At 71.9% G+C, this 21,673-nt stretch carries 16 protein-coding genes and 1 pseudogene; 4 read left to right on the plus strand and 13 right to left on the minus strand.

Going from position 1 to position 21,673, the window contains the following annotated elements; all coding sequences use genetic code 11:
- Positions 1–181: 181 nt before the first annotated feature.
- Positions 182–343 (plus strand): annotated as a pseudogene (locus OG899_RS02845) (DUF2510 domain-containing protein); the annotation flags it as partial.
- A 1,472-nt stretch (positions 344–1,815) separates the two neighbouring features.
- Here OG899_RS02845 and OG899_RS02850 read toward each other — a convergent pair.
- Positions 1,816–2,433 (minus strand): TetR/AcrR family transcriptional regulator, encoded by a 618-nt coding sequence (locus OG899_RS02850; protein WP_168132118.1) that lies wholly within the window; start codon positions 2,431–2,433, stop codon positions 1,816–1,818.
- Positions 2,434–2,656: 223 nt separating this feature from the next.
- On the opposite strand from OG899_RS02850, the gene OG899_RS02855 reads away from it, so the two are divergent.
- Positions 2,657–3,454, plus strand: coding sequence for a phosphatase PAP2 family protein (locus OG899_RS02855; RefSeq protein WP_125500030.1), 798 nt, complete (start codon positions 2,657–2,659; stop codon positions 3,452–3,454).
- Positions 3,451–4,533, plus strand: coding sequence for a hypothetical protein (locus OG899_RS02860; RefSeq protein WP_229814349.1), 1,083 nt, complete (start codon positions 3,451–3,453; stop codon positions 4,531–4,533). Before OG899_RS02855 ends, OG899_RS02860 begins: the two co-directional genes overlap by 4 nt.
- Positions 4,534–4,628: 95 nt before the next feature.
- On the opposite strand, the gene OG899_RS02865 is transcribed toward OG899_RS02860, so the two are convergent.
- Both OG899_RS02865 and OG899_RS02870 read right to left on the minus strand, forming a co-directional pair.
- The gene (locus OG899_RS02865) at positions 4,629–5,603 is read right to left on the minus strand and encodes a phospholipid scramblase-related protein (RefSeq protein WP_168132119.1); all 975 of its coding nucleotides are present in this window, start codon (positions 5,601–5,603) and stop codon (positions 4,629–4,631) included.
- Positions 5,604–5,656: 53 nt separating this feature from the next.
- On the minus strand, positions 5,657–7,714 hold the full coding sequence (locus tag OG899_RS02870; protein WP_406310887.1) for a phosphocholine-specific phospholipase C: 2,058 nt from the start codon (positions 7,712–7,714) through the stop codon (positions 5,657–5,659).
- A 170-nt stretch (positions 7,715–7,884) separates the two neighbouring features.
- Between OG899_RS02870 and OG899_RS02875 the strand changes: the two genes are divergently transcribed.
- Positions 7,885–9,171, plus strand: coding sequence for an MFS transporter (locus OG899_RS02875; protein ID WP_125500028.1), 1,287 nt, complete (start codon positions 7,885–7,887; stop codon positions 9,169–9,171).
- A gap of 51 nt (positions 9,172–9,222) precedes the next feature.
- On the opposite strand, the gene OG899_RS02880 is transcribed toward OG899_RS02875, so the two are convergent.
- The 10 genes from OG899_RS02880 to OG899_RS02925 all read right to left on the minus strand — a co-directional run bounded on the left by OG899_RS02880 (position 9,223) and on the right by OG899_RS02925 (position 21,572).
- Entirely contained in the window at positions 9,223–11,412 is a 2,190-nt protein-coding gene (locus OG899_RS02880; RefSeq protein ID WP_189428382.1) for a discoidin domain-containing protein, read from the minus strand.
- Positions 11,413–11,482: 70 nt separating this feature from the next.
- On the minus strand, positions 11,483–13,081 hold the full coding sequence (locus OG899_RS02885) for an alpha-amylase family glycosyl hydrolase (protein ID WP_168132122.1): 1,599 nt from the start codon (positions 13,079–13,081) through the stop codon (positions 11,483–11,485).
- 68 nt (positions 13,082–13,149) lie between these two features.
- Positions 13,150–14,025 (minus strand): carbohydrate ABC transporter permease, encoded by an 876-nt coding sequence (locus tag OG899_RS02890; protein ID WP_125500025.1) that lies wholly within the window; start codon positions 14,023–14,025, stop codon positions 13,150–13,152.
- Complete coding sequence (locus tag OG899_RS02895; protein WP_406310888.1) at positions 14,022–14,984, minus strand: carbohydrate ABC transporter permease; 963 nt, start codon at positions 14,982–14,984, stop codon at positions 14,022–14,024. Before OG899_RS02895 ends, OG899_RS02890 begins: the two co-directional genes overlap by 4 nt.
- Before the next feature lie 5 nt (positions 14,985–14,989).
- Positions 14,990–16,339: an ABC transporter substrate-binding protein gene (locus tag OG899_RS02900; RefSeq protein ID WP_125500023.1), complete on the minus strand. Its 1,350-nt coding sequence runs from the start codon at positions 16,337–16,339 to the stop codon at positions 14,990–14,992.
- Between the two features lie 131 nt (positions 16,340–16,470).
- Positions 16,471–17,472, minus strand: a complete 1,002-nt coding sequence (locus tag OG899_RS02905; RefSeq protein ID WP_185867950.1) for a LacI family DNA-binding transcriptional regulator — start codon at positions 17,470–17,472, stop codon at positions 16,471–16,473.
- A 57-nt stretch (positions 17,473–17,529) separates the two neighbouring features.
- Positions 17,530–18,348 (minus strand): ABC transporter permease, encoded by an 819-nt coding sequence (locus OG899_RS02910; protein WP_125500022.1) that lies wholly within the window; start codon positions 18,346–18,348, stop codon positions 17,530–17,532.
- 40 nt (positions 18,349–18,388) lie between these two features.
- Positions 18,389–19,234 carry an ABC transporter permease gene (locus OG899_RS02915; protein WP_206345783.1) on the minus strand — a complete coding sequence of 282 codons (846 nt, stop codon included), beginning with the start codon at positions 19,232–19,234 and terminating at the stop codon, positions 18,389–18,391.
- A gap of 75 nt (positions 19,235–19,309) precedes the next feature.
- Positions 19,310–20,509, minus strand: coding sequence for an ABC transporter substrate-binding protein (locus OG899_RS02920; protein ID WP_125500020.1), 1,200 nt, complete (start codon positions 20,507–20,509; stop codon positions 19,310–19,312).
- Positions 20,510–20,537: 28 nt separating this feature from the next.
- On the minus strand, positions 20,538–21,572 hold the full coding sequence (locus OG899_RS02925) for an ABC transporter ATP-binding protein (protein ID WP_168132124.1): 1,035 nt from the start codon (positions 21,570–21,572) through the stop codon (positions 20,538–20,540).
- Positions 21,573–21,673 lie beyond the last annotated feature (101 nt).

The following is a 21,673-nucleotide window of genomic DNA, read 5'->3' on the forward strand; positions in this document are numbered from 1 at the left end:
GCAGGAAGGTCGCGGTACCGCTTGCCGTGACGGGTGACGTTCGGGTAAGGACGGCGACAGGGCGGCCCGGTGACCTGGGCCGGGCCCGCAGAGGCAGTCAACGGGACTTTTCCGTACGGCAGTTGACGCCGGTCAGGGGTCCTCTCATCGGTCTTTCACCGACGCCTCATACGGTGGGGTCATGACGCAGGTGACTCCTCCCGGGTGGTACCCCGACCCCGGGCAGACAAGTGACGGTCCCGCCACCGAGCGCTGGTGGGACGGCAAGGCGTGGACGGAGCGGATCCGCCCGGCCGGGGCGGCCTCGGCAGGGGGTCCGCAGGCGCAGCCGCAGGACGGTCCGGCGGACACCGGGGCCCGGGGCGGCGACGGGGAAGCGGACGCGGCCGGGCAGCCGCAGGGCGGGCGGCGCGACGAAGCCGGGCAGGCGGCCCGGCAGTCCGGCGAAGCCCAGGATCCGGCCGAGGAGGCCGCCGGGGATCCGACCGAGAAGACCACCGAGGCTCCGGCCGAGAAGACCGCCGCGCAGGTCGGCGACGGCGCCGCGACGCAGGGCGCGCCCGCGGCCCCGGACCGGGCCGGCGAAGGCGCCGGCGAGGCCTCCTCCCCCGCGCCGGGGCAGCCTCCGGCACCTCACCCCACCCCGCCGGCGCCCCAGAGCCCTCCGGCCACCCCCGGCCCCTACGGATCACCCGGGCCGTACGGTGGGCCGGGGCCGTACGGCGGGCCCGCCCCCTACGGGCAGCCGGGACCGTACGCCCAGCCCAACCCCTACGCCCAGCCCTCCGGCTACGGACAGCCCGGGCAGCCGGGGCACATGGGGCAGCCCGCGTCCCCGGCGTACCCGGGCTACCCGCCGTACGGTGCGCAGCCCGCCCCGGCAGTGCGCGGTCCGCGGCGCGGGCTGCGCACCGGGGTGGCCGTCGCGGCGGCCGCCGCGGTGCTGGCGAGCATAGGTGTGGGGGTGTACGTGCTCAGCCAGGACGACGGCGGCAGCAGCAACCGGGCGGGGGCGCACCGCAGTTCCGGCGGCTCCGGGGACCGGGAGGGCTCCGGCGGACCGGACGGGCCGTTCGGCGGCCCGCACCGGGACGGCGGCGGGGACGACGACGGGGGTCCCGGCGGGAGCGCCGAACCGCCCAAGATACGCAGTGGTTCGGTCTCCGACCCGCTCAGCGGCATCAGCCTGCCCATCCCGGAGGGGTGGTACGGCCAGCAGATTCCTCTGTCGGGGGCGACGGTCAACTCCGAGGAGTCCTACGCGTGCCCCGGTGACGCCTCCCTCAACTGCGTCAAGGGGGGCGCCACCTCCGCTCCCGCGGTGCTGCTGGACACGCCGGGCGACACCCCCGAGGAGGTCGCCAAGGCCGACATCGAGACGAACGCCGAGCAGTCCTACGGCAAGGCCTACGGCGGGATCGCCTCGCACCAGGTGCTGGCCTCCGAGCCGGTCTCGGTGGCCGGGGAGCAGGGCTACATGGTGCGTTGGAAGGCGAACACCAGGAAGGGCTCGGACGGGTACGTCGAATCGCTGGCCTTCCGGGCACCCGGCACCGGACGGATGGTCGTCGTCCGCTTCGGTGTCGACGTGGACCAGGGGACGTCCGTGATCGACGAGATCACCGCAGGCATCAAGAGGTCCTCGGGCGGCGGCTCCGGCAAGAGCGTCTGACCGGCCGGCGGACACGTGCCGGCCGGGTGGGGTGCCCCTCCGCTCCAGAGGAACCCCACCCGGCCGGGGTGCGCGCCGCCCCCGTCCCCACGGTGCGGCGCGAGCAGGTCACCGTCCAGTCATCCCGTGGACGGCGACCTGGGTCATGGTGCGAGCCCGAGCGCGGGCAGCACGCAGGCCTCCACGAACCGGACCATGTAGTCCGGGTCGGCGTACTCCCCCTCCAGCAGCGGCCGGATGCGCAGAACGCCGAAGATCTGCGCCGGCACATGCTCCAGCGCCGGATTGTCGGGGGCGACCTCGCCGCGCTCGACTGCGCGGCGCAGCATCTCCCGCAACGCGTCGACCTCCGGCTCCACCAGCGCCTCGCGCAGCGCCTTCTTCAGCTCCGCGTCCTGCAGGATGGCGTTGCCCAGAGCCTGCAGCAGCCGGGTGTCCTTGCCGGACCACTCGCCCGCGGCCCGCGCGACCTGCCGCAGGTCCCCGGCGAGCGAGCCGGTGTCGATCCCGGCGAACCGGGTGCGGCGGCTGGCCCGCAGCGCGGCCACCACGAACTGCGGTTTGCTCCGCCACTGCCGGTACAGCGTCGACTTGCTGCACCGGGTGCTGGCGGCGACCCCTTCCATGGTCACGGCCTCGTATCCGCTCTCGCGGATCTGGTCGAGCACGGCGTCGAAGAACTCCCGCTCGCGCTCGGGGGTGATCTTGGAGCGACGCGAGGCGACAGCCGTCTCCGGTCCGTCCGCGGCCTGCGACGCCATCGCTCTGCTCCTCGCTCGAGGGTCTCCGTCCCCACGCCGGCGCCGTCCTGGGCGACGCGTACCGGGAGATCCGTGGATCGATACGTCAGTGTACCGGTACTCGACCGTATCGGTACACTTCCGTATCGGTACGCTGCCGTATCGATGCCGTGGGGACGGACACACCGCCCTGCCCCGCACCGCGGCACCACGCACCCGCACACCGCCAGCGAGGGGACCGGGCATGACGTCGACAACCGAGGGGGCCGAGGCCGAGCCCAGCAGGCCGGCACGGCCCCGGGTCGTACGCGAGCTGCTGCTCGTCGCGGGGCTGTTCCTCCTCTACAAGGCCGCGCGCCAGCTGGCCGCGGACCACACGGCGGAGGCGTTCCGCAACGCCCACCGGGTGTGGCACGCCGAGCGAGCCGTCCATCTGCTGGACGAGGCCGCGGTGCAGTCCCTGCTGCTGCACGGCGACACCCTCATACGTGCGGCCAACACCTACTACGCGACGGTGCATTTCCCGGCCACCGCGGGCCTGCTGATCTGGCTGTACGTCAAGCGCCCCGCGCACTACGTGTGGACCCGCCGTGTCCTGGCCACGCTGACCGGCGCGGCGCTGGTGCTGCACCTGACCTTTCCGCTCGCCCCGCCGCGCATGCTCGGCGAGGCGCACCTGATCGACACCGGGCACGTCTACGGGCCGTCGGTGTACGGGCCGCCGGCCACCGACCATCTGTCCAACCAGTACGCGGCCATGCCGTCGCTGCACTTCGGCTGGGCGGTGATGGTGGCCGTCGCGCTGGTCGTCGCCACCCGTTCGCGATGGCGGTGGCTGTGGCTGCTGCACCCCCTGATCACCCTGCTGGTGATCGTCGGCACCGCCAATCACTACTGGCTCGACGCCTTCGCCGCCGCCGCGCTGCTCGCCCTCGGTCTGGCCGTGGTCCCGCGGCCGCACCCGCGGCCGGCGATCCCGGGCCCGCGCCGCGAGACCGCCGTGGACGGCGAGACGGCCGGTCTGGTGGGGGCCTCGCGGTGAGCGCCGTGCTGATCGCCGTCGTGCTGTCCCTGGTCTCGGCCGTGGCCTACGCGGCCGCCGCCGTCTGCCAGGAACGGCTCGCCGCACGGGCCGGAGGGACCGGCACGCTGCGGCTGCTGCGCTCGGGCGCCTGGTGGTGGTCCGTGGTGCTGAACGGCTCGGGGGCCCTGCTGCACGTGGTGGCCCTCAAGTACGGTCCGCTCACCGTGGTGCAGCCGCTGGGAGCGCTCACCCTGGTGGCGGCGGTGCCCCTGGGCGCGCTCACGGCGGGACGGCGGGTGGCCGCGGTCGAGTGGCGGGGCACGGTGTGCACGCTCGCCGGGCTGGCCGCCCTGCTGGTCGCGGCGGCCGGACCGGCGCCCCGGCAGGTGCTGGGTCCCGGTCAGGCGCTGGCCGTCGCGGGTGCCACGGCCGCCCTCATCGGGGTGCTGTCCCGGCCCGGGGCGCGCCCGGGTCTGCGGCACGCCACCGCGTCGGGGGTCGCCTCGGGGGTGGCCTCCGCCCTCACCCAGACCGTGACCGTGGCCGCGACGGACCACACCGGGCCGCTGCTGAGCGCCCGGGTGATCGTCGTCACGCTGCTGGTGGCGGTGTTCGCGGCGGGCGGGCTGCTGCTGTCGCAGACCGCCTACCGAGGAGGGCTGGGCGCGCCGCTGGCGGTGGTGACGCTCGCCAACCCGGTGGCAGCGGCGGTGATAGGGATCACCCTGCTCGGCCAGGGCCTGCAGGGCGGAGCGCTCGGCGTGGTGCTCGCCCTGGCGGGCGCGGCACTCGCCTCCTGGGGCGTCGTGGACCTGTCCCGGGCACCCCGGCCCGGCGCGCCCTCGGGTCCCACCCGGCCCGAACCGAGCCGTCCGACCGCACCCGGCACCGTCGAGTCCGACGGCCGGGACGGCGGCCCGGACACCGGGACGCGAGGCGGCGGCACCGGGCGTCCCGTGACCACGTGGCGGCCCCGGCAGGAGCAGGCCGCACCACCGGCGCCACGGGGGCCGGGCCTGCGCCCGCCCGGGGGCCCGGCCGCAGCGGCCGCCGGCCTGCCCGGCCCGTCCGGATCCTGTCCGGCCCGGACCACCTGAGCACCATCCGGGCCGCGTCCTGCGCGCGCCCGCGGAGCTGGCCGCGGGCCTCGCTGTGCGCACCCGCGGACCTGGCGGCGGGCCCGCCGGTCCGCTCAGCCCAGGCCGCGCGAGTCCTGCTTCAGTGCGGTGTCGACGGTCAGTGCCGTCGCCACCACCAGGCTCAGCAGCGGCTCGGGCAGCTGGTAGTGGATCTGCAGGACGTAGTTGTCGGCGGTGGTGAACAGCGTCTTGGCCAGGCCCTCCCAGGTCTTGGTGATCCGGGCGACCTCGTGGTCGGCGTGGTCGACGACGGCGAAGTTCCAGGCGCGCCAGTTCTCCGCCTTGATCGCGCCGACCTGCGTGCCGCCCGCGACCATCGCGAAGTTGATCTTGCCGAAGACGTTCTGCTGGACGATCTCGCCGACCTGCGAGCCGTCCGGGCGGGAGACGATCACCCGCGACTTCAGCAGCTTCGCCGGCCGGGTGAGCACCAGCTGCGGCTGCCCGTGGGCGTCGCGGATCTCCAGCCGGTGCGTCATGAACTGGTCCAGGCTGGAGACGAACCGCAACGCCTTCTTCATCGCGCTCTGCCCGACCTCGGTGACCGAGCCGATCTGCCGGCCGTTCTGGTCGAAGACGCTGTACTCGTTGGTCAGCTCGATCAGCTTGGCCTTCTGGTTCACCACGAGCACCGGCTCGGTGAACAGGGTGCCGCCGCCGGGGCCGCCGGCGGTGACCCCCGCCTGCTGCCGCACCTGGTGCTGCACCCGCGGGTCCACGGCGGCGGGCTGGGCAGGAGGCTGCGACGGCATCTGCGGGGCGGACGGTTGCTGCACCTGCGGCGGCACCTGCGCGGCCGGCGGCTGTTGCTGCGCCTGCTGCGGTGCCTGCGCGGCCGGCGGCTGTTGCTGCGCCTGCTGCGGTGCCTGCGCGGCGGGCGGCTGTTGCTGCGCCTGCTGCGCCAGGTGGGCCCGAGGGTCGGCATGGGTGTGCCCGGTCCACTGGGTGCCGTCCCAGTACCGCAGCGTCCCGGCCGCTCCGTGCGGATCGGGGTACCAGCCTGCAGGTGTGTTCGAATGCGTGGTCACCGGGGCACACTACCGCGAGCCGGCCGGGAAGCAACCGCTTCCCGGCGGTGGCCTCACTCCACGGCGATGGCCGGATCGCTCACGCCCGGCTGCCCGTTCTGCACATGTCCGGCGAACCGCCGCAGGAAACCGGTGTCCGACGGCGCGGTCACGGACAGGTCGTACCAGCGCCGGCTCGCGGCGAGGTCGAAGCGGCGTCGCACGGTGTCGCCCGGCCGCACCCGCACCACGTACCTCCGCCCCTTGTGGTAGCCGTCGGACACGGTCAACGACACCGCTTTCGTGCCCGGGTTGGTGAAGGTCAGCTCGACGTCCGCGCCGGTGTGGCGCGCGGTGACCTCCCATCCCGCATCCCCCGCCCGGCCCCGGAAGGCGCGCAGAAAGCCGTCCGGGCCGTGCACGGTCAGGTCGTGCGCGCCGCCGGAGTCCGCCGCGTCCCAGGTGCCGGAGACGGTGGTGCCGGCCGCGGTGGTGTAGGTCCACGGCCCGTCGTCACGGTTGCCGGAGGTGACCAGGAAGGCCGCCCCGGCGTGCGGTCCGGAGGAGAAGGTCAGCGTGAGCGTTCCGGCCGCCGGGTCCGCCCAGGCGTCCACGAAGGGTGCGTACTTCAGCGGGCGGGTGGGACGCTGTCCGCGCTCCTGCCGGGGCAGCACGCCGCGGGCGGGCGGGGCGGGCACGTAATCGGGGTGGCGGTCGCGGTCCGGCGGCCGGTATCCGGCGGTGTCGGGCAGCGGCACCGGCCGGACGTCCGGCCGGGAGAAGTCGAAGGCGGAGGTCAGATCGCCGCAGACGGCACGCCGCCACGGCGAGATGTTCGGCTCGTGCACCCCGAAACGGCGCTCCATGAACCGGATGACCGAGGTGTGGTCGAAGGTCTCGGAGCAGACGTAGCCGCCCTTGCTCCACGGGGAGACGACCAGCATCGGCACCCGCGGCCCGAGCCCGTAGGGCCCGGCGACATGCGTGCCGTCGCCCGGGAACACGTCCGCTCCGACCTCGGCCGTGGACGCGCCCTGCGCGGCGGAGGCGGGCGGGAACGGCGGCACGACGTGGTCGAAGAAGCCGTCGTTCTCGTCGTGGGTGAGGAACAGGACCGTCCTGGCCCACACCTCGGGCACAGCGGTCAGCGCGTCGAGGACCTGGGAGACGTACCAGGCACCGTAGTTCGCGGGCCAGTTGGGGTGCTCGGTGAAGGCCTCGGGGGCGACGATCCAGGCCACCTGCGGCAGCTCGCCGTTCTTCACGTCGGCGCGGAGGCGGTCGAAGAGGCCCTCGCCGGTGCGGGCGTCGGTGCCGGTGCGGGCCTTGTCGTACAGTGCGTCGCCGGGCCGGGCGGTGCGGTACTGGTCGAAGTAGAGCAGGGAGTTGTCTCCGTAGGTGCCGCGGTAGGCGTCCTCGATCCAGCCCCAGCCGCCGGCCGCGTCGAGGCCGTCGCCGACGTCCTGGTAGATCTTCCACGTCACCCCGGCTCGCTCCAGGCGCTCGGGATACGTCGTCCAGCTGTACCCCTTCTCGTCGTTGCCGAGGACCGGACCGCCGCCCATGCCGTCGTTGCCGACGCAGCCGGACCACAGGTAGTAGCGGTTGGGGTCGGTGGAGCCCGGGAACGAGCAGTGGTAGGCGTCGCAGACGGTGAAGGCGTCCGCCAGGGCGTGGTGGAACGGTATGTCGTCGCGGGTCAGGTAGGCCATGGTCGTGGTGCCCTTGGCGGGCACCCACCGGTCGTGCCGGCCGCCGTTCAGAGCGGCCTGGGTGTCGTTCCAGCCGTGCGGCAGGTCCTGGACGAACGCCAGGCCGAGATCGTCGGCGTCCGGACGGAACGGCAGGATCTCCCTGCCCGCCTCGTCCTTCTGGTGCCAGACCGGCTTGCCGCCGGGCAGGGTGACCGGGCGCGGGTCGCCGAAGCCGCGGACGCCGCGCAGGGTGCCGAAGTAGTGGTCGAAGGAGCGGTTCTCCTGCATGAGGACGACGATGTGCTCCACGTCCTCGATCGACCCGGTGCGATGGTGGGCGGGCAGTGCGGCGGCCCTGTGGACACTGGCGGACAGCGCGGTGAAGGCCGTGGTGGCGCCGGCGTTCTGCAGAAAGCGGCGCCGGTCGACGTCGGGCATGGGCGGCGGACCTTCCGTACGGCAGCGGCATCCGGCCGCTGGACGACTCGTTGCTGGGCGAGGCGAGTGTTCCAAGCGGAGGCAACGGACGAGAAGGGCTCGATGGCGCGCATGTGAACACCTGGTCACGTGAGGTGTGCGGATCCGGCCAGGTGGGGAAGCTCGCGTGCATGGCACAGACACGGACGACGACACGCCCGGGGACCAGACGTCCCGTGCGGCAGCTGTTGGCGGCATCGGTGGGCAATGCCGTCGAATGGTACGACTGGTACGCGTACACCTTCCTGGCCGCCTACATCGCCGACGCCGTCTTCCCCAAAGGCACCGGCGACTCCCTGGTACCGCTGCTGTCGACGTTCGCCGTGTTCGCCGTGGGCTTCTTCATGCGACCCCTGGGCGGGCTGGTCATGGGCGCGGTCGCCGACCGGCGCGGCCGCCGGGCCGCGCTGACGGTCACCATCCTGCTGATGAGCGCCAGCAGCCTGCTGGTGGGCCTGACCCCCACCTACGCCTCGGCGGGGGTGGTCGCGCCCGTGGTGCTGGTCCTGGCGCGGCTGCTGCAGGGTCTGTCGGTGGGCGGCGAGTTCGCGGCCTCCACCACCTTCCTGGTGGAGTCGGCGGGGCCGGGCCGGCGCGGGCTGTTCTCCAGCTTCCAGTACGTGTCCACGACCGCGGGACAGCTGGTGGCGTCGGGGATCGCGACGCTGCTCGTCGACACCCTCGACGAGCGCACCATGGACGGCTGGGGCTGGCGGGTGCCGTTCTGGTTCGGCGGGCTGCTCAGCCTGGTCGGCTTCTGGATCCGGCGCGGCGCCGAGGAGACCCGCAGCGAGGAGCAGCGGCAGGCACCGCGCCCCGGCCTGCTGGAGGCGCTGCGCCGGCACCCGCGTGCCTCGGCGCTGATCGTGGGCATCACCGCGGGCGGCACCATCGCCTACTACACCTGGACCTCGTACCTGCCGACGTACGCGGAGCTGAACGCGGACGTCAGCAGGTCGGACGCGCTGCTGGCGGGCACGGTGTCGCTGGCGTTCTTCGGGCTGCTGCAGCCGGTCGGCGGGCTGATCTCGGACCGTCTCGGGCGCCGTCCGCTGCTGCTCTTCTTCGGCCTGGGCTTCGCGCTGCTGTGCGTGCCGCTGCTGCACGCGCTCGACGGCTCCTTCGGGGTGCTGCTGCTGGTGCAGCTGGCGGGCATGGTCCTGCTGACCGGGTTCACCTCGATCAGCGCGGCCGTCAACGCCGAGGTGTTCCCGCCCCGGGTGCGCGCGGCCGGCATCGGCTTCCCCTACTCCCTGGCCGTCGCCCTGTTCGGCGGGACGGCGCCGTACGTGGGCACGCTGTTCAAGCAGTGGGGGCACGCAGGGCTGTTCCCGTGGTACGTCGCCGTGCTGTGCCTGCTGTCGTCGCTGGTGTATCTGCGGCTGCCGGAGACCGCCCACCGGGAGCTGGCCCGCTGACGACGCGCGGGCGCGGCCCCGGTGGGACGGCCGTGCGGGTACGGCTGCGGGTCAGGCCGTCGCGTACACCTCCACCTCGCCGAGCTGGCCGGCCGGCCAGCCGGTGTTGGCGCTCACGGTCAGCCGCAGCAGGCGCAGGCTGGTGTCACCCGGCAGGTTCACCGTGACGGTGTTGCCCGTGGCCGGGTCGAACCGGTGGTCCTGCGGGCCGACCACGGTGGAGAAGGAGGACCCGTCGGTGCTGGCGAGGACGGCGATGGTCTGGGTGCGGGCACCCCAGTCGGGCGACGGCGGCAGCTTCAGCACCAGCCGGCGCACCGTCTGCGGCGCGCCGAGGTCGACCGTCAGCGACTGCGGGAAGGCGTTGTTGGCGGACTCCCAGTAGGTGGTGGCATCGCCGTCGACCGCCTTGTCCGGGGTGTAGACGTCCTGGGAGCCGGTGGCGGTGGCCGGCCTTCCCTGGGCGAGGTTGCGGTTCGGGTCGGGTTCCACGTCGCCCTGGCCGGGCTGCGGCCAGCTGGAGCAGTCCGACCAGGTGGTGTCCCAGCCGGAGTTGCCGCCGCCGTCGGTGACGGTGAAGCTGCCCGAGCCGGTCGGGAACGGGCAGTTGTAGATGCCGGCCGCGCCGGTGCCGGTGGCGGTGACGTTGCGGAAGGTGGCCTCGCCGGGTACCTCGGCCTGGACGACGACGGTGCCGGTGTTCCGCACGGTGGCGCCGTCGACGGTGACGTTCTTCACGGCGTGGCCCTGACCGCCGCCGGAGACGAACTCGAAGGCGCTGTACGGGCTGTCGGTGATCGTGGTGTCGGTGATGCGGACCTGGGCCTCGATGGCGCTGTCGTAGGAGTCGACGCGCAGCGCACCCATCGGGTGACCCCAGTTGGGGTTGAGCGCGCCGGTGCGCACCAGGGTGTTGCCGTCGACGGTGATGGTGCCGGACAGCGGGTGGAAGGGCTCGGCGAACTTCTGGTTGGAGATCGCGATGCCGCTGCCCAGCGCGTTGGTGTCGGAGATCAGGTTGCCCTTGACGGTGATGTCGGTGCCGCCGTAGATCGCGATGCCGTTGGCGAGGTTGGGCTGGGTGATCGTGTTGTTCTCGAAGGTGCAGTCGGTGTCCGGGGCGTACAGGGACCACATGGCGAGGGCGTCGTCGCCCTGGTTGCGCAGGAAGTTGTTGCGGACCGTGACGTTCTTGGCGGTGCCGTTGAGGTTGAGGCCGTCGGCGGTGGTGTCGAGGATGCGGTTGTTCTCCACGACGAGGTTGTCGTTGGTGCCGGTCAGCCACAGACCGACCTTGACGTGCTGGATCCACATGCCGGACACCGAGGAGTCCGGGCCGAGCGAGCCGTTGACGAAGTTGTCCGGGCTGGAGTCGACGCGTTCGGTCACCTCGCCGATGACCGCGAAGTCCTTGAGGTGGACGTGGCCGGCGGAGTCGGTCTGGTCGATGAAGTGGGAGCTGTGCACGACCGAGTACCAGCTGCCCGCGCCCTGCAGGGTGACGTTCTGCACGCCGCCGAGGGGCCCGGTGACCCGGTAGTCGCCCGGCGGGATCCACACCGTGCCGCCCTGGGCGGCGGCGATGGCGTCGCGGAAGGCCTGGGTGGAGTCGCCCTGGCCGGTGGGGTCGGCGCCCTTGTCGGTGACGGAAACCGAGCCGGCGGGCTGCCCGGCCGCGGCCGCCACCTGCTCGAAGTCGGCGACGTCCACGGTGACCTGCACGTCGGTCGCCTGCAGGGTGACGGTGTCACCGGCCTGGACGTCACGGCCCAGCAGCAGCCGGGCGTTGTCGTAGAAGTGGTGGGTCGTGGAGCCGGGGATCCAGCCGGTGTCGATGTAGGAGTACGTGGAGGTGACGGTCAGGCTGCGGTCGAGCTTCGTGCCGTTGACGTAGACGTCGAGGGTGCCCGACTGGCCGTCGGGGACGCTGTAGGCGACGGTGAGGGCGTTGGCGGCGCGGGGCACGGTGAACTCCACCCGCTGTCCGGCCTCCAGCCGGACCGCCTGGCGCCCGGAGGCCTCCGAGGCGAGGGTGCCCTGGGTGTAGTCGGGTCCGATCGTGGTGCCGGTGGTGGTGGCGGACTCGGCCTCGACCGAGGTGAACGGCAGGTCCGCGCCCGCGGTCACGGCCTGGGCGGCCGGCGCGCCCAGCGCGACGAGCGTGCCCGCCGCGAGCGCGACGGCCGCACCGATGGCGGACAGCCGGCGGCGGGCGGCGAGGGTTCCGGTGGTGCCGTGCATGTGCCGATCCCTTCGTGTGGGGGTTGCGGGGACAGCGGTGTGAAAGGAGGCGCGGTCGGGCGGCGTTCCCTCAGGGGCGCAGCCAGACCGCCGTGTCCTGCGGGAGGCGGCCGTGGTCGTCGAGGGGGCCGCTGGCCAGCAGGAGTCCTGAGTGGTCGGGCAGCTCGGCGGGCTCGGCCGCGAGGTTCACCACACAGGTGACCTCGGTGCCGCGGGTGAACGCCAGGACGCCCTCGGGCGCCGGCAGCCAGGCGAGCGGGGCGTCGCCGACGCCGCGGCGCAGGCGGACGGCCCGGCGGTAGAGGGTGAGCATGGAGTCCGGGTCGTCCGTCTGCCGGTCGACGGCGTAGGCCGCCCAGCCCTCCGGCTGCGGCAGCCAGGGTTCCTCGCGGGAGCCGAAACCGGCGTACGGGGCGTCGCCGTTCCACGGCAGCGGCACCCGGCAGCCATCCCGGCCGGGGTCGGTGCCGCCGGAGCGGAAGTGCATGGGGTCCTCGATGCGGTCGAGGGGGATGTCGGCCTCCGGCAGCCCGAGTTCCTCTCCCTGGTAGACGTAGACCGCGCCGGGCAGGGCCAGCGACAGCAGGGCGGCCGCGCGGGCCCGCCGGGTGCCCAGGTCCAGGTCGGTGGGGGTGCCGAAGGATTTGGCGGCGAAGTCGAAGCCGGTGTCGGCGCGACCGTAGCGGGTGACGGTGCGGGTGATGTCGTGGTTGCACAGCACCCAGGTGGCGGGGGCGCCGACGGGGGCGTGTTCGGCGAGGGTGCTGTCGATGACAGCCCGCAGTCGCCGTGCGTCCCAGGGACAGGTCATGAAGGCGAAGTTGAACGCGGTGTGCAGTTCGTCGGGGCGCAGATAGCGGGCGAAGCGCTCGCTGTCGGGCAGCCACACCTCGCCGACGAACACCGCGCCGTACTCGTCGGCGACGCGGCGCCAGGAGCGGTAGATGTCGTGGAGTTCGTCGCGGTCGAGGTACGGGTGCGGGCCCTGGCCCTCGGTGACGTCGGGCAGACGGGGGTCCTTGGCGAGCAGGGCGGCGGAGTCGATGCGGACGCCGGCGACGCCGCGCTCGAACCAGAACCGCAGGATGTCCTCGTGCTCCTGCCGCACGGCCGGGTGGTCCCAGTTCAGGTCGGGCTGCTCGGGTGCGAACAGGTGCAGGTACCAGCTGCCGTCCTCCAGGCGCGTCCAGGCCGGGCCGCCGAACTCCGACGTCCAGTTGTTCGGGGGGAGTTCGCCGTGGGCGCCGCGTCCGGGCCGGAAGTGGAACAGCTCCCGCTCGGGGCCTCCGGCGCGGGCGGCGCGGAACCAGGGGTGCTGGTCGGAGACGTGGTTGGGGACGATGTCGACGATGGTGCGGATGCCCATCTCGCGTGCCTCGGCGATGAGTTTCTCCGCCTCGGCGAGGGTGCCGAAGGCGGGGTGGACGGCGCGGTAGTCGGCGACGTCGTAGCCGCCGTCCTTCATCGGGGAGACGTACCACGGGTTGAACCACAGGGCGTCCACGCCGAGTTCGGCGAGGTACGGCAACCGGGAGCGGACACCCGCCAGGTCGCCGGTGCCGTCCCCGTCGCCGTCGGCGAAGCTGCGGACGTACACCTGGTAGATGACGGCGGAGCGCCACCAGGCGTCGTCCGTCCGGCCGCTCGGTGCTTGGGTGGGCTGTCCCACGGTTGCGGTTGCCTTTCTGTCTCGGGTCCGAAGTGCCTGCGGCCGCCGCCGGCCGGGCGGGCCGCGGGTCAGCCTTTGACGCTGCCCGCGCCGATCCCGGCGATGATGTGCCGCTGGAAGACGAGGAACAGCGCCACCACCGGAATGCTGGCGATCACCATGGCGGCGACGAGCACGGTCAGCGGGATGTTCTGCGACAGCTGGACCAGGGCCACGCTGATGGGCTGCTTGTCGGTGTCGGAGAAGACCATCAGCGGCCACAGGAAGTCCTGCCAGACACCGACCAGCGCGAAGATCGACACCACGCCGAGCACGGGCCGGGACATCGGCAGCACGATCGACCACAGGATGCGCAGTTTTCCCGCGCCGTCGATCTCGGCGGCCTCCAGCACGTCCCGCGGGATCTGGTCGAAGAACCGCTTGAGCAGGTACAGGTTGAAGGCGTTGGCGGCGGCGGGCAGCCAGATCGCCAGCGGGTCGTTGAGCAGGCTGGTGTGGATCAGCGGCAGGTCGGCGACGGTCAGGTATGTCGGGACGACCAGGGCCTGGGCGGGGACCATCAGGGTGGCGAGGATGCCGCCGAGGACCACCCTGCCGAAGAGAGGTCTCAGCTTGGACAGGGCGTAGGCGGCGGCCGTGCACAGCACCAGCTGGCAGGCCCAGGCACCGGCCGCCTGCACCGCGGTGTTCCACAGGTGCTGCGGCAGCTGCATCAGGTCCCAGGCGTCGGTGTAGGCGCTGGTGTGCCAGTGACGGGGCACCAGGGTCGGCGGGGTCTCGGCCACCTCGCTGGGCGACTTCAGCGCGCCGGTGACCATCCAGTAGACGGGGAAGAGGAAGGCGAGGGCGAACAGCAGCACCGTGACGGTGAAGACGGTCCAGTACACCGCCTTGCCGCGGGGGCGGGCCAGGGCCGCCGGGGAGATCAGGGTGCGGGTGCTCATGCGTCCTCCTGGCCGGAGCCGGACCGGGTCAGCCGCAGATACAGGGCGGAGAACAGCGCGAGCAGCACGAGCAGCATCACGCTCAGCGCGCAGGCACCGCCGAAGTCGTTGTAGAGGAAGGCGTATTTGTAGATGAGGTAGAGCACGGTGACGGTGGCGTTCTCCGGGCCGCCGCCGGTGATGACGAACGGTTCGGTGAACACCTGCATGGTGGCGATGATCTGCAGCAGCATCAGCATCAGGATCACGAACCGGGTCTGCGGGACCGTGACGTGCCGGATGCGCTGCAGCAGGTTCGCGCCGTCCAGTTCGGCTGCCTCGTACAGCTCGCCGGGGATGGACTGCAGGGCGGCCAGGTAGATCAGGACGGTGCCGCCCATGTTGGCCCAGGTGGCGACGAGCACCAGGGAGACCAGGGCGGTGTCGGTGCCGTTGGTCCACTGGGAGGTGGGCAGGTGCAGGGCGCGCAGCACCTCGTTGGCGAGGCCGGCGCCCGGGTCGTAGAACCACTTCCACAGCAGGGCGCTGACCACGGGCGGGATCATCACCGGCAGGTAGACCACGACCCGGAAGAAGGCCTTGGCGTGCCGCAGTTCGTTCAGGACCAGCGCGAGCAGGAACGGGATGGCGAAGCCGATGAGCAGCGCCAGCACGGTGAAGGTGAGGGTGTTGCGCCAGGCGGCGCCGAACTCGGGGTCGTGCAGGACGCGGGTGAAGTTGGCGGTGCCGACCCACTGGGGCGGGTTGCCGGGGGTGTACTTCTGGAAGGCGATCACAATGGCGCGGATCGCCGGGTACCAGGAGAACAGGGCGAAGCAGATCAGGCCGCCCAGCAGGAAGGCCCAGGCGCGGGCCTGCTCGGCGAGACGGCGGCGCGCGGCCCCGGCCGGGGGCGGCGCCGGGTGCGGGTGGCCGGCGGCCGCCCGGGTGGGGCGCCGCTCGGCCGTCTTCGTCGTCATGGCCGTCAGCTCCGGGCCAGGATGCCGTCGATCTTGCCGGACGCGTCCTTGAGGAGCTTGTCGATGTCCGCGTCCTTCTTGGTCAGCACGGCGGAGACCACGCCGTCGAGGACGGAGTAGATCTGCTGGGCGTGCGGCGGCTCCACCTTCAGCCGCAGCGTGCCGTTGCCCTCCAGGAAGGCCCGGTAGTTCTCCACCGGGACGTTGGCGTTGGCCTTCTTGATCTGCTGGTCCTTCGCGTCGGCGGCGCCGGTGAACAGGCGGGGCTCGGGCAGGCCCACGGGTGCGTCGTGCTTCTTGGCGCGTGCGTAGTCGCCGAGGAAACCCTGGCCGGGGGTGAGGAACATGTGGTCGAGCCACTTCAGTCCGGCGCGGATCTGGGCGGGTGTGTTCTTCTTGTTGAACATGTAGCCGTCACCGCCGATGAGGGTGGCCTTGCCGCCGGGCATCGGGGCGAGGGCGAGGTCCTTGTAGTTGCCGCCCTTCTCCTTGACCAGGATGGGGATGTTGTCGGGGGCGGCGAGATACATGCCGAGCTTGCCCGAGCCCATCATCAGCTGCACGTCGTTGATGACGAGCAGCTGCTTGCTGCCCATGGAGTCGTCCTTCCAGCGCATGTCGTACAGGTTCTGCAGGACGGCGCGGCCCTGGGGGGTGTCGATGGTGGCCTTCTTGCCGTCGGGGCTGACCACGTCGCCGCCCTGGGAGTACAGCTCGGCGGTGAAGTGCCAGCCGCCCTGATTCTGGGCGCTGTAGTCGGCGTAGCCGACGACGCCGTTGCCGAGCGCGGCGATCTTCTTCGCGTCGGCCCGGACCTCCTCCCAGGTCGTCGGCGGCTTGTCGGGGTCGAGTCCGGCCTGGGCGAACAGCTTCTTGTTGTAGATGAGCCCCATCGAGTAGCCGGTGCGCGGGATGCCGTAGATCTTGCCGTCGACGGTGTAGATGTCGCGCAGCTGCTTCTGGATGGTGGGGTAGCTCTTCAGTTCCTTGATGTAGGGGGTGAGGTCGGCGGCCTGGCCGGTGTCGACGACGTGCCGCACGTCGGTGAAGTAGGTGTAGAAGACGTTCTCCATCTGGCCGCCGGCGAGTTTGGCGTCGAACGTCTTGGGGTCCTGGCACGGGAAGGCGTCGTGGGCCTCCACCTGGATGTCCGGGTTCTGCCGGGCGAAGGAGGCCAGGTCCTCCTCGAAGAACCGGCGGTCGAGCTTGGCGCTCCTGGGCGGTTCGCAGTTGACCGTGATGCGGGTCTTGCCGCTCGCGGAGTCGTCGTCGCCGGACGCGCAGGACGTCAGGGTGAGGGCGAGGGAACAGACGCCGATCACGGCGACGGCATGACGAAACCCGGTGCTTCTCATCGGTGGACCCCTCTGGACAACAGCGGTGGGCGCCGCACACTCAAGCACCGGGAGCCGGGCTGCGCAAGATATCGCGCGGAACACGAAAGAAATTGACAAGATGTTGGATCTTCAGGACGGCAGCGCGTACCTCAGGCGCGAGGTGCTTGCGCCGTGGATCCCCGGACCACCAGCTCGGGCTCGAACAGCAGCTCGTCGGCGGGGACGGGACTGCCGCCGATCTGAGCGTGCAACAGCTCCACGGCCGCCTTGCCCATCGACTCGATCGGCTGGCGGACCGTGGTCAGCGGCGGCTCCGTGCAGTTCATCAGCGCCGAGTCGTCGTAGCCGACGACCGAGATCTGCGCCGGCACGTCCAGCCCGCGCCGCCGGGCGGCACGCACCACCCCGAGCGCGAGCGGGTCGCTGGCGCAGATGAAGCCGGTGACCCCCCGGTCGATCAGCCGGGTCGCGGCGGCGTGACCGCCCTCGATGGAGAAGATGGCCCGCGCGACGAAGTCGTCGGGCAGGGCGTCCCCGGCCAGGGCGCGCGCGGCGGCCAGCTTGCGGGCCGAGGGCACGTGGTCGCCGGGGCCGAGGACCAGGCCGATCCGCTCGTGCCCGAGGGAGACGAGGTGGCGCCAGGCCTGCTCGACGGCGACCGCGTCGTCGCAGGAGACGCACGGGAAGCCCAGGCGGGCGATGCCGGCGTTGATCAGCACGACGGGGATGTTGCGGTCGGCCAGCAGCCGGTAGTGGTCGTGCGGGGCGTCCGCCTGCGCGTACAGCCCGCCGGCGAAGACGACCCCGGAGACCTGCTGCTGGAGCAGCAGTTCCACGTAGTCCGCCTCGGAGACGCCGCCCTTGGTCTGGGTGCACAGCACCGGGGTCAGGCCGAGCTGGGCCAGGGCGCCGCCGATGACCTCGGCGAAGGCCGGGAAGATCGGGTTCTGCAGCTCGGGCAGGACCAGGCCGACCAGGCGGGCGCGTTCCCCGCGCAGCTGCGTGGGCCGCTCGTAGCCGAGGACGTCCAGCGCGGAGAGCACCGCCTGCCGGGTGGTCTCGGAGACCCCGGGCTTGTTGTTGAGCACCCGGCTGACCGTGGCCTCGCTGACCCCGACCTTCTTCGCCACGTCCGCAAGTCTTCGCGTCATGCCCGCAAGGCTAGCGCAAGCTACGCAAATTCTTGCGGAGCCGGTCGGCGTGCGCTGTCATCGGACACGGCTGCCGGACGCCGTGTCCGCCGACAACCGCTGGGCCAGATGGACCGGCAGCACCGACAGCAGCACCAGCACGACCGCGACCACGCTGACCACGGGCGCCTGCTGCGGCCGGGTCATGTTCTCGAAGATCCAGATCGGCAGGGTCTCCACGCCCGGCCCGGCGGTGAAGGTGGTCACCACGATCTCGTCGAAGGACAGCGCGAACGCCAGCAGCCCGCCCGCGAACAGCGCCGAGCGCACCAGCGGGAAGGTGACGTCGACGAAGGCGCGGAAGGTGTGCGCGCCCAGGTCCATCGCCGCCTCCTCGTAGGAGCCGGAGGTCCGGCGCAGCCGCGCGACGACGTTGTTGAACACCACCACGATGCAGAAGGTGGCGTGGCCGACGACCACGGTGAACAGACCGAGGCCCACCCCGAGCGGCTGGAGCACCGTGGCGAAGGCGGAGTTGAGGGCGATGCCGGTGACGATGCCGGGCAGCGCGATGGGCAGGACCACCACGAAGGAGACGGTGTCGCGCCCGAAGAAGCGGTACCGGGCGACCGCGAAGGCGATGAGCGTGCCCAGCACCAGGGCGATCGCGGTGGCGCCCAGGCCGGCCTTCACCGAGGTCCACAACGCGCCGCGGGCACCGGAGTTGTGCCAGGCCTGCTGCCACCAGTGCCCGGTCAGGCCGGGCGGCGGCCAGCCGGCGCTGCGGTCGGGGTTGAACGAGTTGACGAGGACCAGCAGCAGCGGGATGTAGATCACCGCGAAGCCGACGAGGGCGGCGACGCCGAGGGCGATGCGCGTGCCGCGGGAGAGCTGCATGACTCACGACCCTCCTTGGGACGGGGAACGGCGAGGGCGGTCACAGGCCGCTGAGCGCACCGGTGCGGCGCAGCGCCAGCAGATAGAGCACGATGACGACGACGGGGACCAGGCCGAGGGCGGCGGCCATGGGCAGGTTCAGCTCGATGTTGGAGTACACGAGGTTGCCGATGAGCTGGGTCTTGCCGCCGACGATCTGCACCGTGATGTAGTCGCCGAGGCTGAGCGAGAAGGTGAAGACGGAACCCGCCGCGACGGACGGCAGCACCAGGGGCAGCACGACGGACCGGAACGTGCGCGCGGGCCGCGCACCGAGATCGGCGGAGGCCTCCAGCAGGCCCGCCGGCAGCTGCGCCAGCGCGGTGTGGACCGGCAGGATCATGTACGGCAGCCACAGGTACGTCAGCGTCAGCACCGCCGCCGGCAGCCCGAACCCGGGGCCGTCCAGCCCGAAGGGCCGCAGCATCCAGTCCGCGAGGCCGCCCTCGGACAGGATCAGCCGCCAGGCGTACACCTTGACCAGATAGCTCGCCCACAGCGGGGTGAGGACGGCCACCACCAGCAGCGGGCGCCACCGGCGCGGTGCCACCCGGGCGGTGAAGAACGCCAGCGGGAAGCCGATCACCGCGCACAGCACGGTGACGGCGAGCGCGACGCCGACGCTGCGCACGATCACCTCGCGGTAGACCGGAGTGGTCAGCACCGCACGGAGGTTGTCGGTGGACCACACCCTGACGACCTGCGAGGTGAAGGAGTTCGTCGTCCAGAACGCGGAGACGAACAGCATGGCGAGCGAGCCGAGGTAGAGCACGGCCAGCCACAGCAGCGGTGCGGTCAGCAGCAGCGCCAGCCGCAGGCGCGGGCGGCGGTGCAGCGCGCCGGCCAGCCGCCCGAGGGTGCCCTGCGGGCGCTTCCGGGCGGCCGGCGCGGCAGGCGGTGCCGGGGCGGCGGCGGTCACGGCTCAGCCCTTGATCTCGGTCCAGGCCTGCACCCACTTCGCGTACGGGACGCACGTGACGTCGGTGCGTCCGTCCAGGCACTGCTCGACCGGTGTGTTCCAGAAGGCGATCCGCTTCCAGTAGGCGGTGTCGGCGGCGTGATAGGTGGTGCAGAAGTCCTTGTCGCTGGTCTGCTCGCAGGCCTTGGCGTTGGCGGGTGCCTCGCCGAAGTACTCGGCGACCTGCGCGTTGACCTTCGGGGAGACGATCCAGTTCAGCCACTTGTAGGCGCAGGTGGGGTGCTTGGCCTTGGACGAGACCATCCAGGTGTCCGACCAGCCGGTGGAGCCCTCCTCGGGCACGAACGCCTTGACCTCGGCGCCCTCGGAGGCGGCGAGGTTGGCGATGACCTGCCAGGTCGTGCCGATCACGGAGTCGCCGCTCTTGAAGGCGGAGACCTCCTTGAGGTAGTCGCTCCAGTACTCCCCCACGTTCTTGTTCTGCTCCTTGAGCAGATCCACGGCGGCGTCGAACTGCTTCTGGTCCAGCGCGTAGGGGTCCTTGATCTTCAGCTCGGGACGGTGCGCCTTGAGGTACAGGGCGGCGTCGGCGATGTAGATGGGCGAGTCGTACGCGGTCACATGGCCCTTGTAGGCGGAGGCGCCGTCGAAGACCGCCGACCAGGAGGTGGGAGCGGGTGTCACCTTCTCGGTGTCGTACATCAGCAGGTTGGCGCCGCGGCCGTGCGGGATGCCGTAGGCCTTGCCGTCGACGCTGTTCCACGGCTGCATCTTCAGATCGGGGAAGATGTCCTGGTAGTTGGGCACCAGGTCGGTGTTGACCGGGGCGGCGTCGCCGGAGGCGATCAGGCGCAGGGAGGCGTCGCCGGAGGCGGACACGGCGTCGTACTCGCCGGTCTTCATCAGTTTGACCATCTCGTCGGAGCTGGCCGCGACCTTGGAGCGGACCTGGCAGCCGGTCTGCTTCTCGAAGTCGCTGACCCAGTCGGCGTCGGGGTCGTTGGAGCCGTCCTCGACGTAGCCGGCCCAGGCGATCAGATCGACCTCGCCCTCGGGCTTGCCGAGGTGGGACGGGGCCTTCAGGTCGGGCGGGTTGAGGCCGGTGGCCGAGGACTCGCCGTCACCGCCGGAGGACCCGCAGGCGGTGACGGCGAGGAACAGGGTGGCGGCGAGGGCCGCCTGAACGGTTCGGACGAGGCGCACGGCAGGACTCCCTGACAACGAAAGCGGTTCAGCGGGCGTCGGGTACCTGGACGGTGTGGCGGCGGTGCCAGGCGAGGCGTACCCGGGCACCCCGGAAGGCGGCGACGTCCTCGGCGGAGGTGGTGAGGTTCTGCTGGAGGGCGGTGAGGCGTCCGCCGGCGTCGAGGTCGACGAGGAAACGGGTGGCGTCGCCGAGATAGACCACCTCGGCGACGGTGCCGGTGGCGGTGACCTGCCCGGGCTCGTCGGCGGCGGACTCGTGCAGCACCCGGATCTTCTCCGGGCGGACGCTGTGGACGCCGTCTTCGCCCAGGATGCGCCGGGCGGCCTCGCCGCGCAGCAGGTTGGAGGTGCCGACGAAGGAGGCGACGAAGGAGGTGGCGGGGCGTTCGTAGATCTCGGCGGGTGTGCCCACCTGTTCGAGGCGGCCCTGCCGGAAGACGGCGATCCGGTCGCTCATCGCCAGCGCCTCCTGCTGGTCGTGGGTGACGAAGACGAAGGTGATGCCGACCTCGCGCTGCAGGGCCTTGAGTTCCAGCTGCATCTGCTCGCGCAGCTGTGCGTCCAGGGCACCGAGGGGTTCGTCGAGCAGCAGCACCCGGGGGCGGCCGACCAGAGCCCGGGCGAGGGCGACCCTTTGACGCTGGCCGCCGGAGAGCTGTGCGGGACGTCTGGTGCCGTAGCCCTCCAGGCGGACCCGGGCGAGCGCCGCGCGGGCCTGCCGCAGCCGCTCGGTCTTGGGCACCTTGCGGATCTTCAGGGCGTAGGCGACGTTCTGCTCCACCGTCATGTGCGGGAAGAGGGCGTAGTCCTGGAAGACGGTGTGGACGTCGCGTTCGAAGGGGGCGAGGCGGGTGACGTCCTGCCCGGCGAGTTCGATCCGTCCCTCGGTGGGCGTCTCGAAACCGGCGATCAGCCGCAGCACCGTGGTCTTGCCCGAGCCGGAGGGGCCGAGCATGGAGAAGAACTCGCCGTCGCGCACGGCCAGGTCGACACCGTCGACGGCGACCGTCTCCCCGAACGTCTTGCGCAGGCCCTGAAGCCGGACCGCCATTCCCTCCATGCGGGAACCCTTCTGGCGCTCATGGACGTCGGACGGAAACATATGAAGTCAGATGTCACAGCTCAAGACCGCCTCCGGGGACAGCTCGAGTCGGCGGCCGA

Source organism: Streptomyces thermoviolaceus (assembly GCF_045209695.1).
GTDB lineage: Bacteria > Actinomycetota > Actinomycetes > Streptomycetales > Streptomycetaceae > Streptomyces > Streptomyces thermoviolaceus.

Bases quoted from the DNA above. Each gene is read 5' to 3' on its own strand.
- OG899_RS02850 (WP_168132118.1), bottom strand. From the start codon at position 2,433: ATGGCGTCGCAGGCCGCGGACGGACCGGAGACGGCTGTCGCCTCGCGT.
- OG899_RS02855 (WP_125500030.1), top strand. From the start codon at position 2,657: ATGACGTCGACAACCGAGGGGGCCGAGGCCGAGCCCAGCAGGCCGGCA.
- OG899_RS02870 (WP_406310887.1), bottom strand. From the start codon at position 7,714: ATGCCCGACGTCGACCGGCGCCGCTTTCTGCAGAACGCCGGCGCCACC.
- OG899_RS02875 (WP_125500028.1), top strand. From the start codon at position 7,885: ATGGCACAGACACGGACGACGACACGCCCGGGGACCAGACGTCCCGTG.
- OG899_RS02880 (WP_189428382.1), bottom strand. From the start codon at position 11,412: ATGCACGGCACCACCGGAACCCTCGCCGCCCGCCGCCGGCTGTCCGCC.
- OG899_RS02890 (WP_125500025.1), bottom strand. From the start codon at position 14,025: ATGAGCACCCGCACCCTGATCTCCCCGGCGGCCCTGGCCCGCCCCCGC.
- OG899_RS02895 (WP_406310888.1), bottom strand. From the start codon at position 14,984: ATGACGACGAAGACGGCCGAGCGGCGCCCCACCCGGGCGGCCGCCGGC.
- OG899_RS02900 (WP_125500023.1), bottom strand. From the start codon at position 16,339: ATGAGAAGCACCGGGTTTCGTCATGCCGTCGCCGTGATCGGCGTCTGT.
- OG899_RS02905 (WP_185867950.1), bottom strand. From the start codon at position 17,472: ATGACGCGAAGACTTGCGGACGTGGCGAAGAAGGTCGGGGTCAGCGAG.
- OG899_RS02910 (WP_125500022.1), bottom strand. From the start codon at position 18,348: ATGCAGCTCTCCCGCGGCACGCGCATCGCCCTCGGCGTCGCCGCCCTC.
- OG899_RS02925 (WP_168132124.1), bottom strand. From the start codon at position 21,572: ATGGAGGGAATGGCGGTCCGGCTTCAGGGCCTGCGCAAGACGTTCGGG.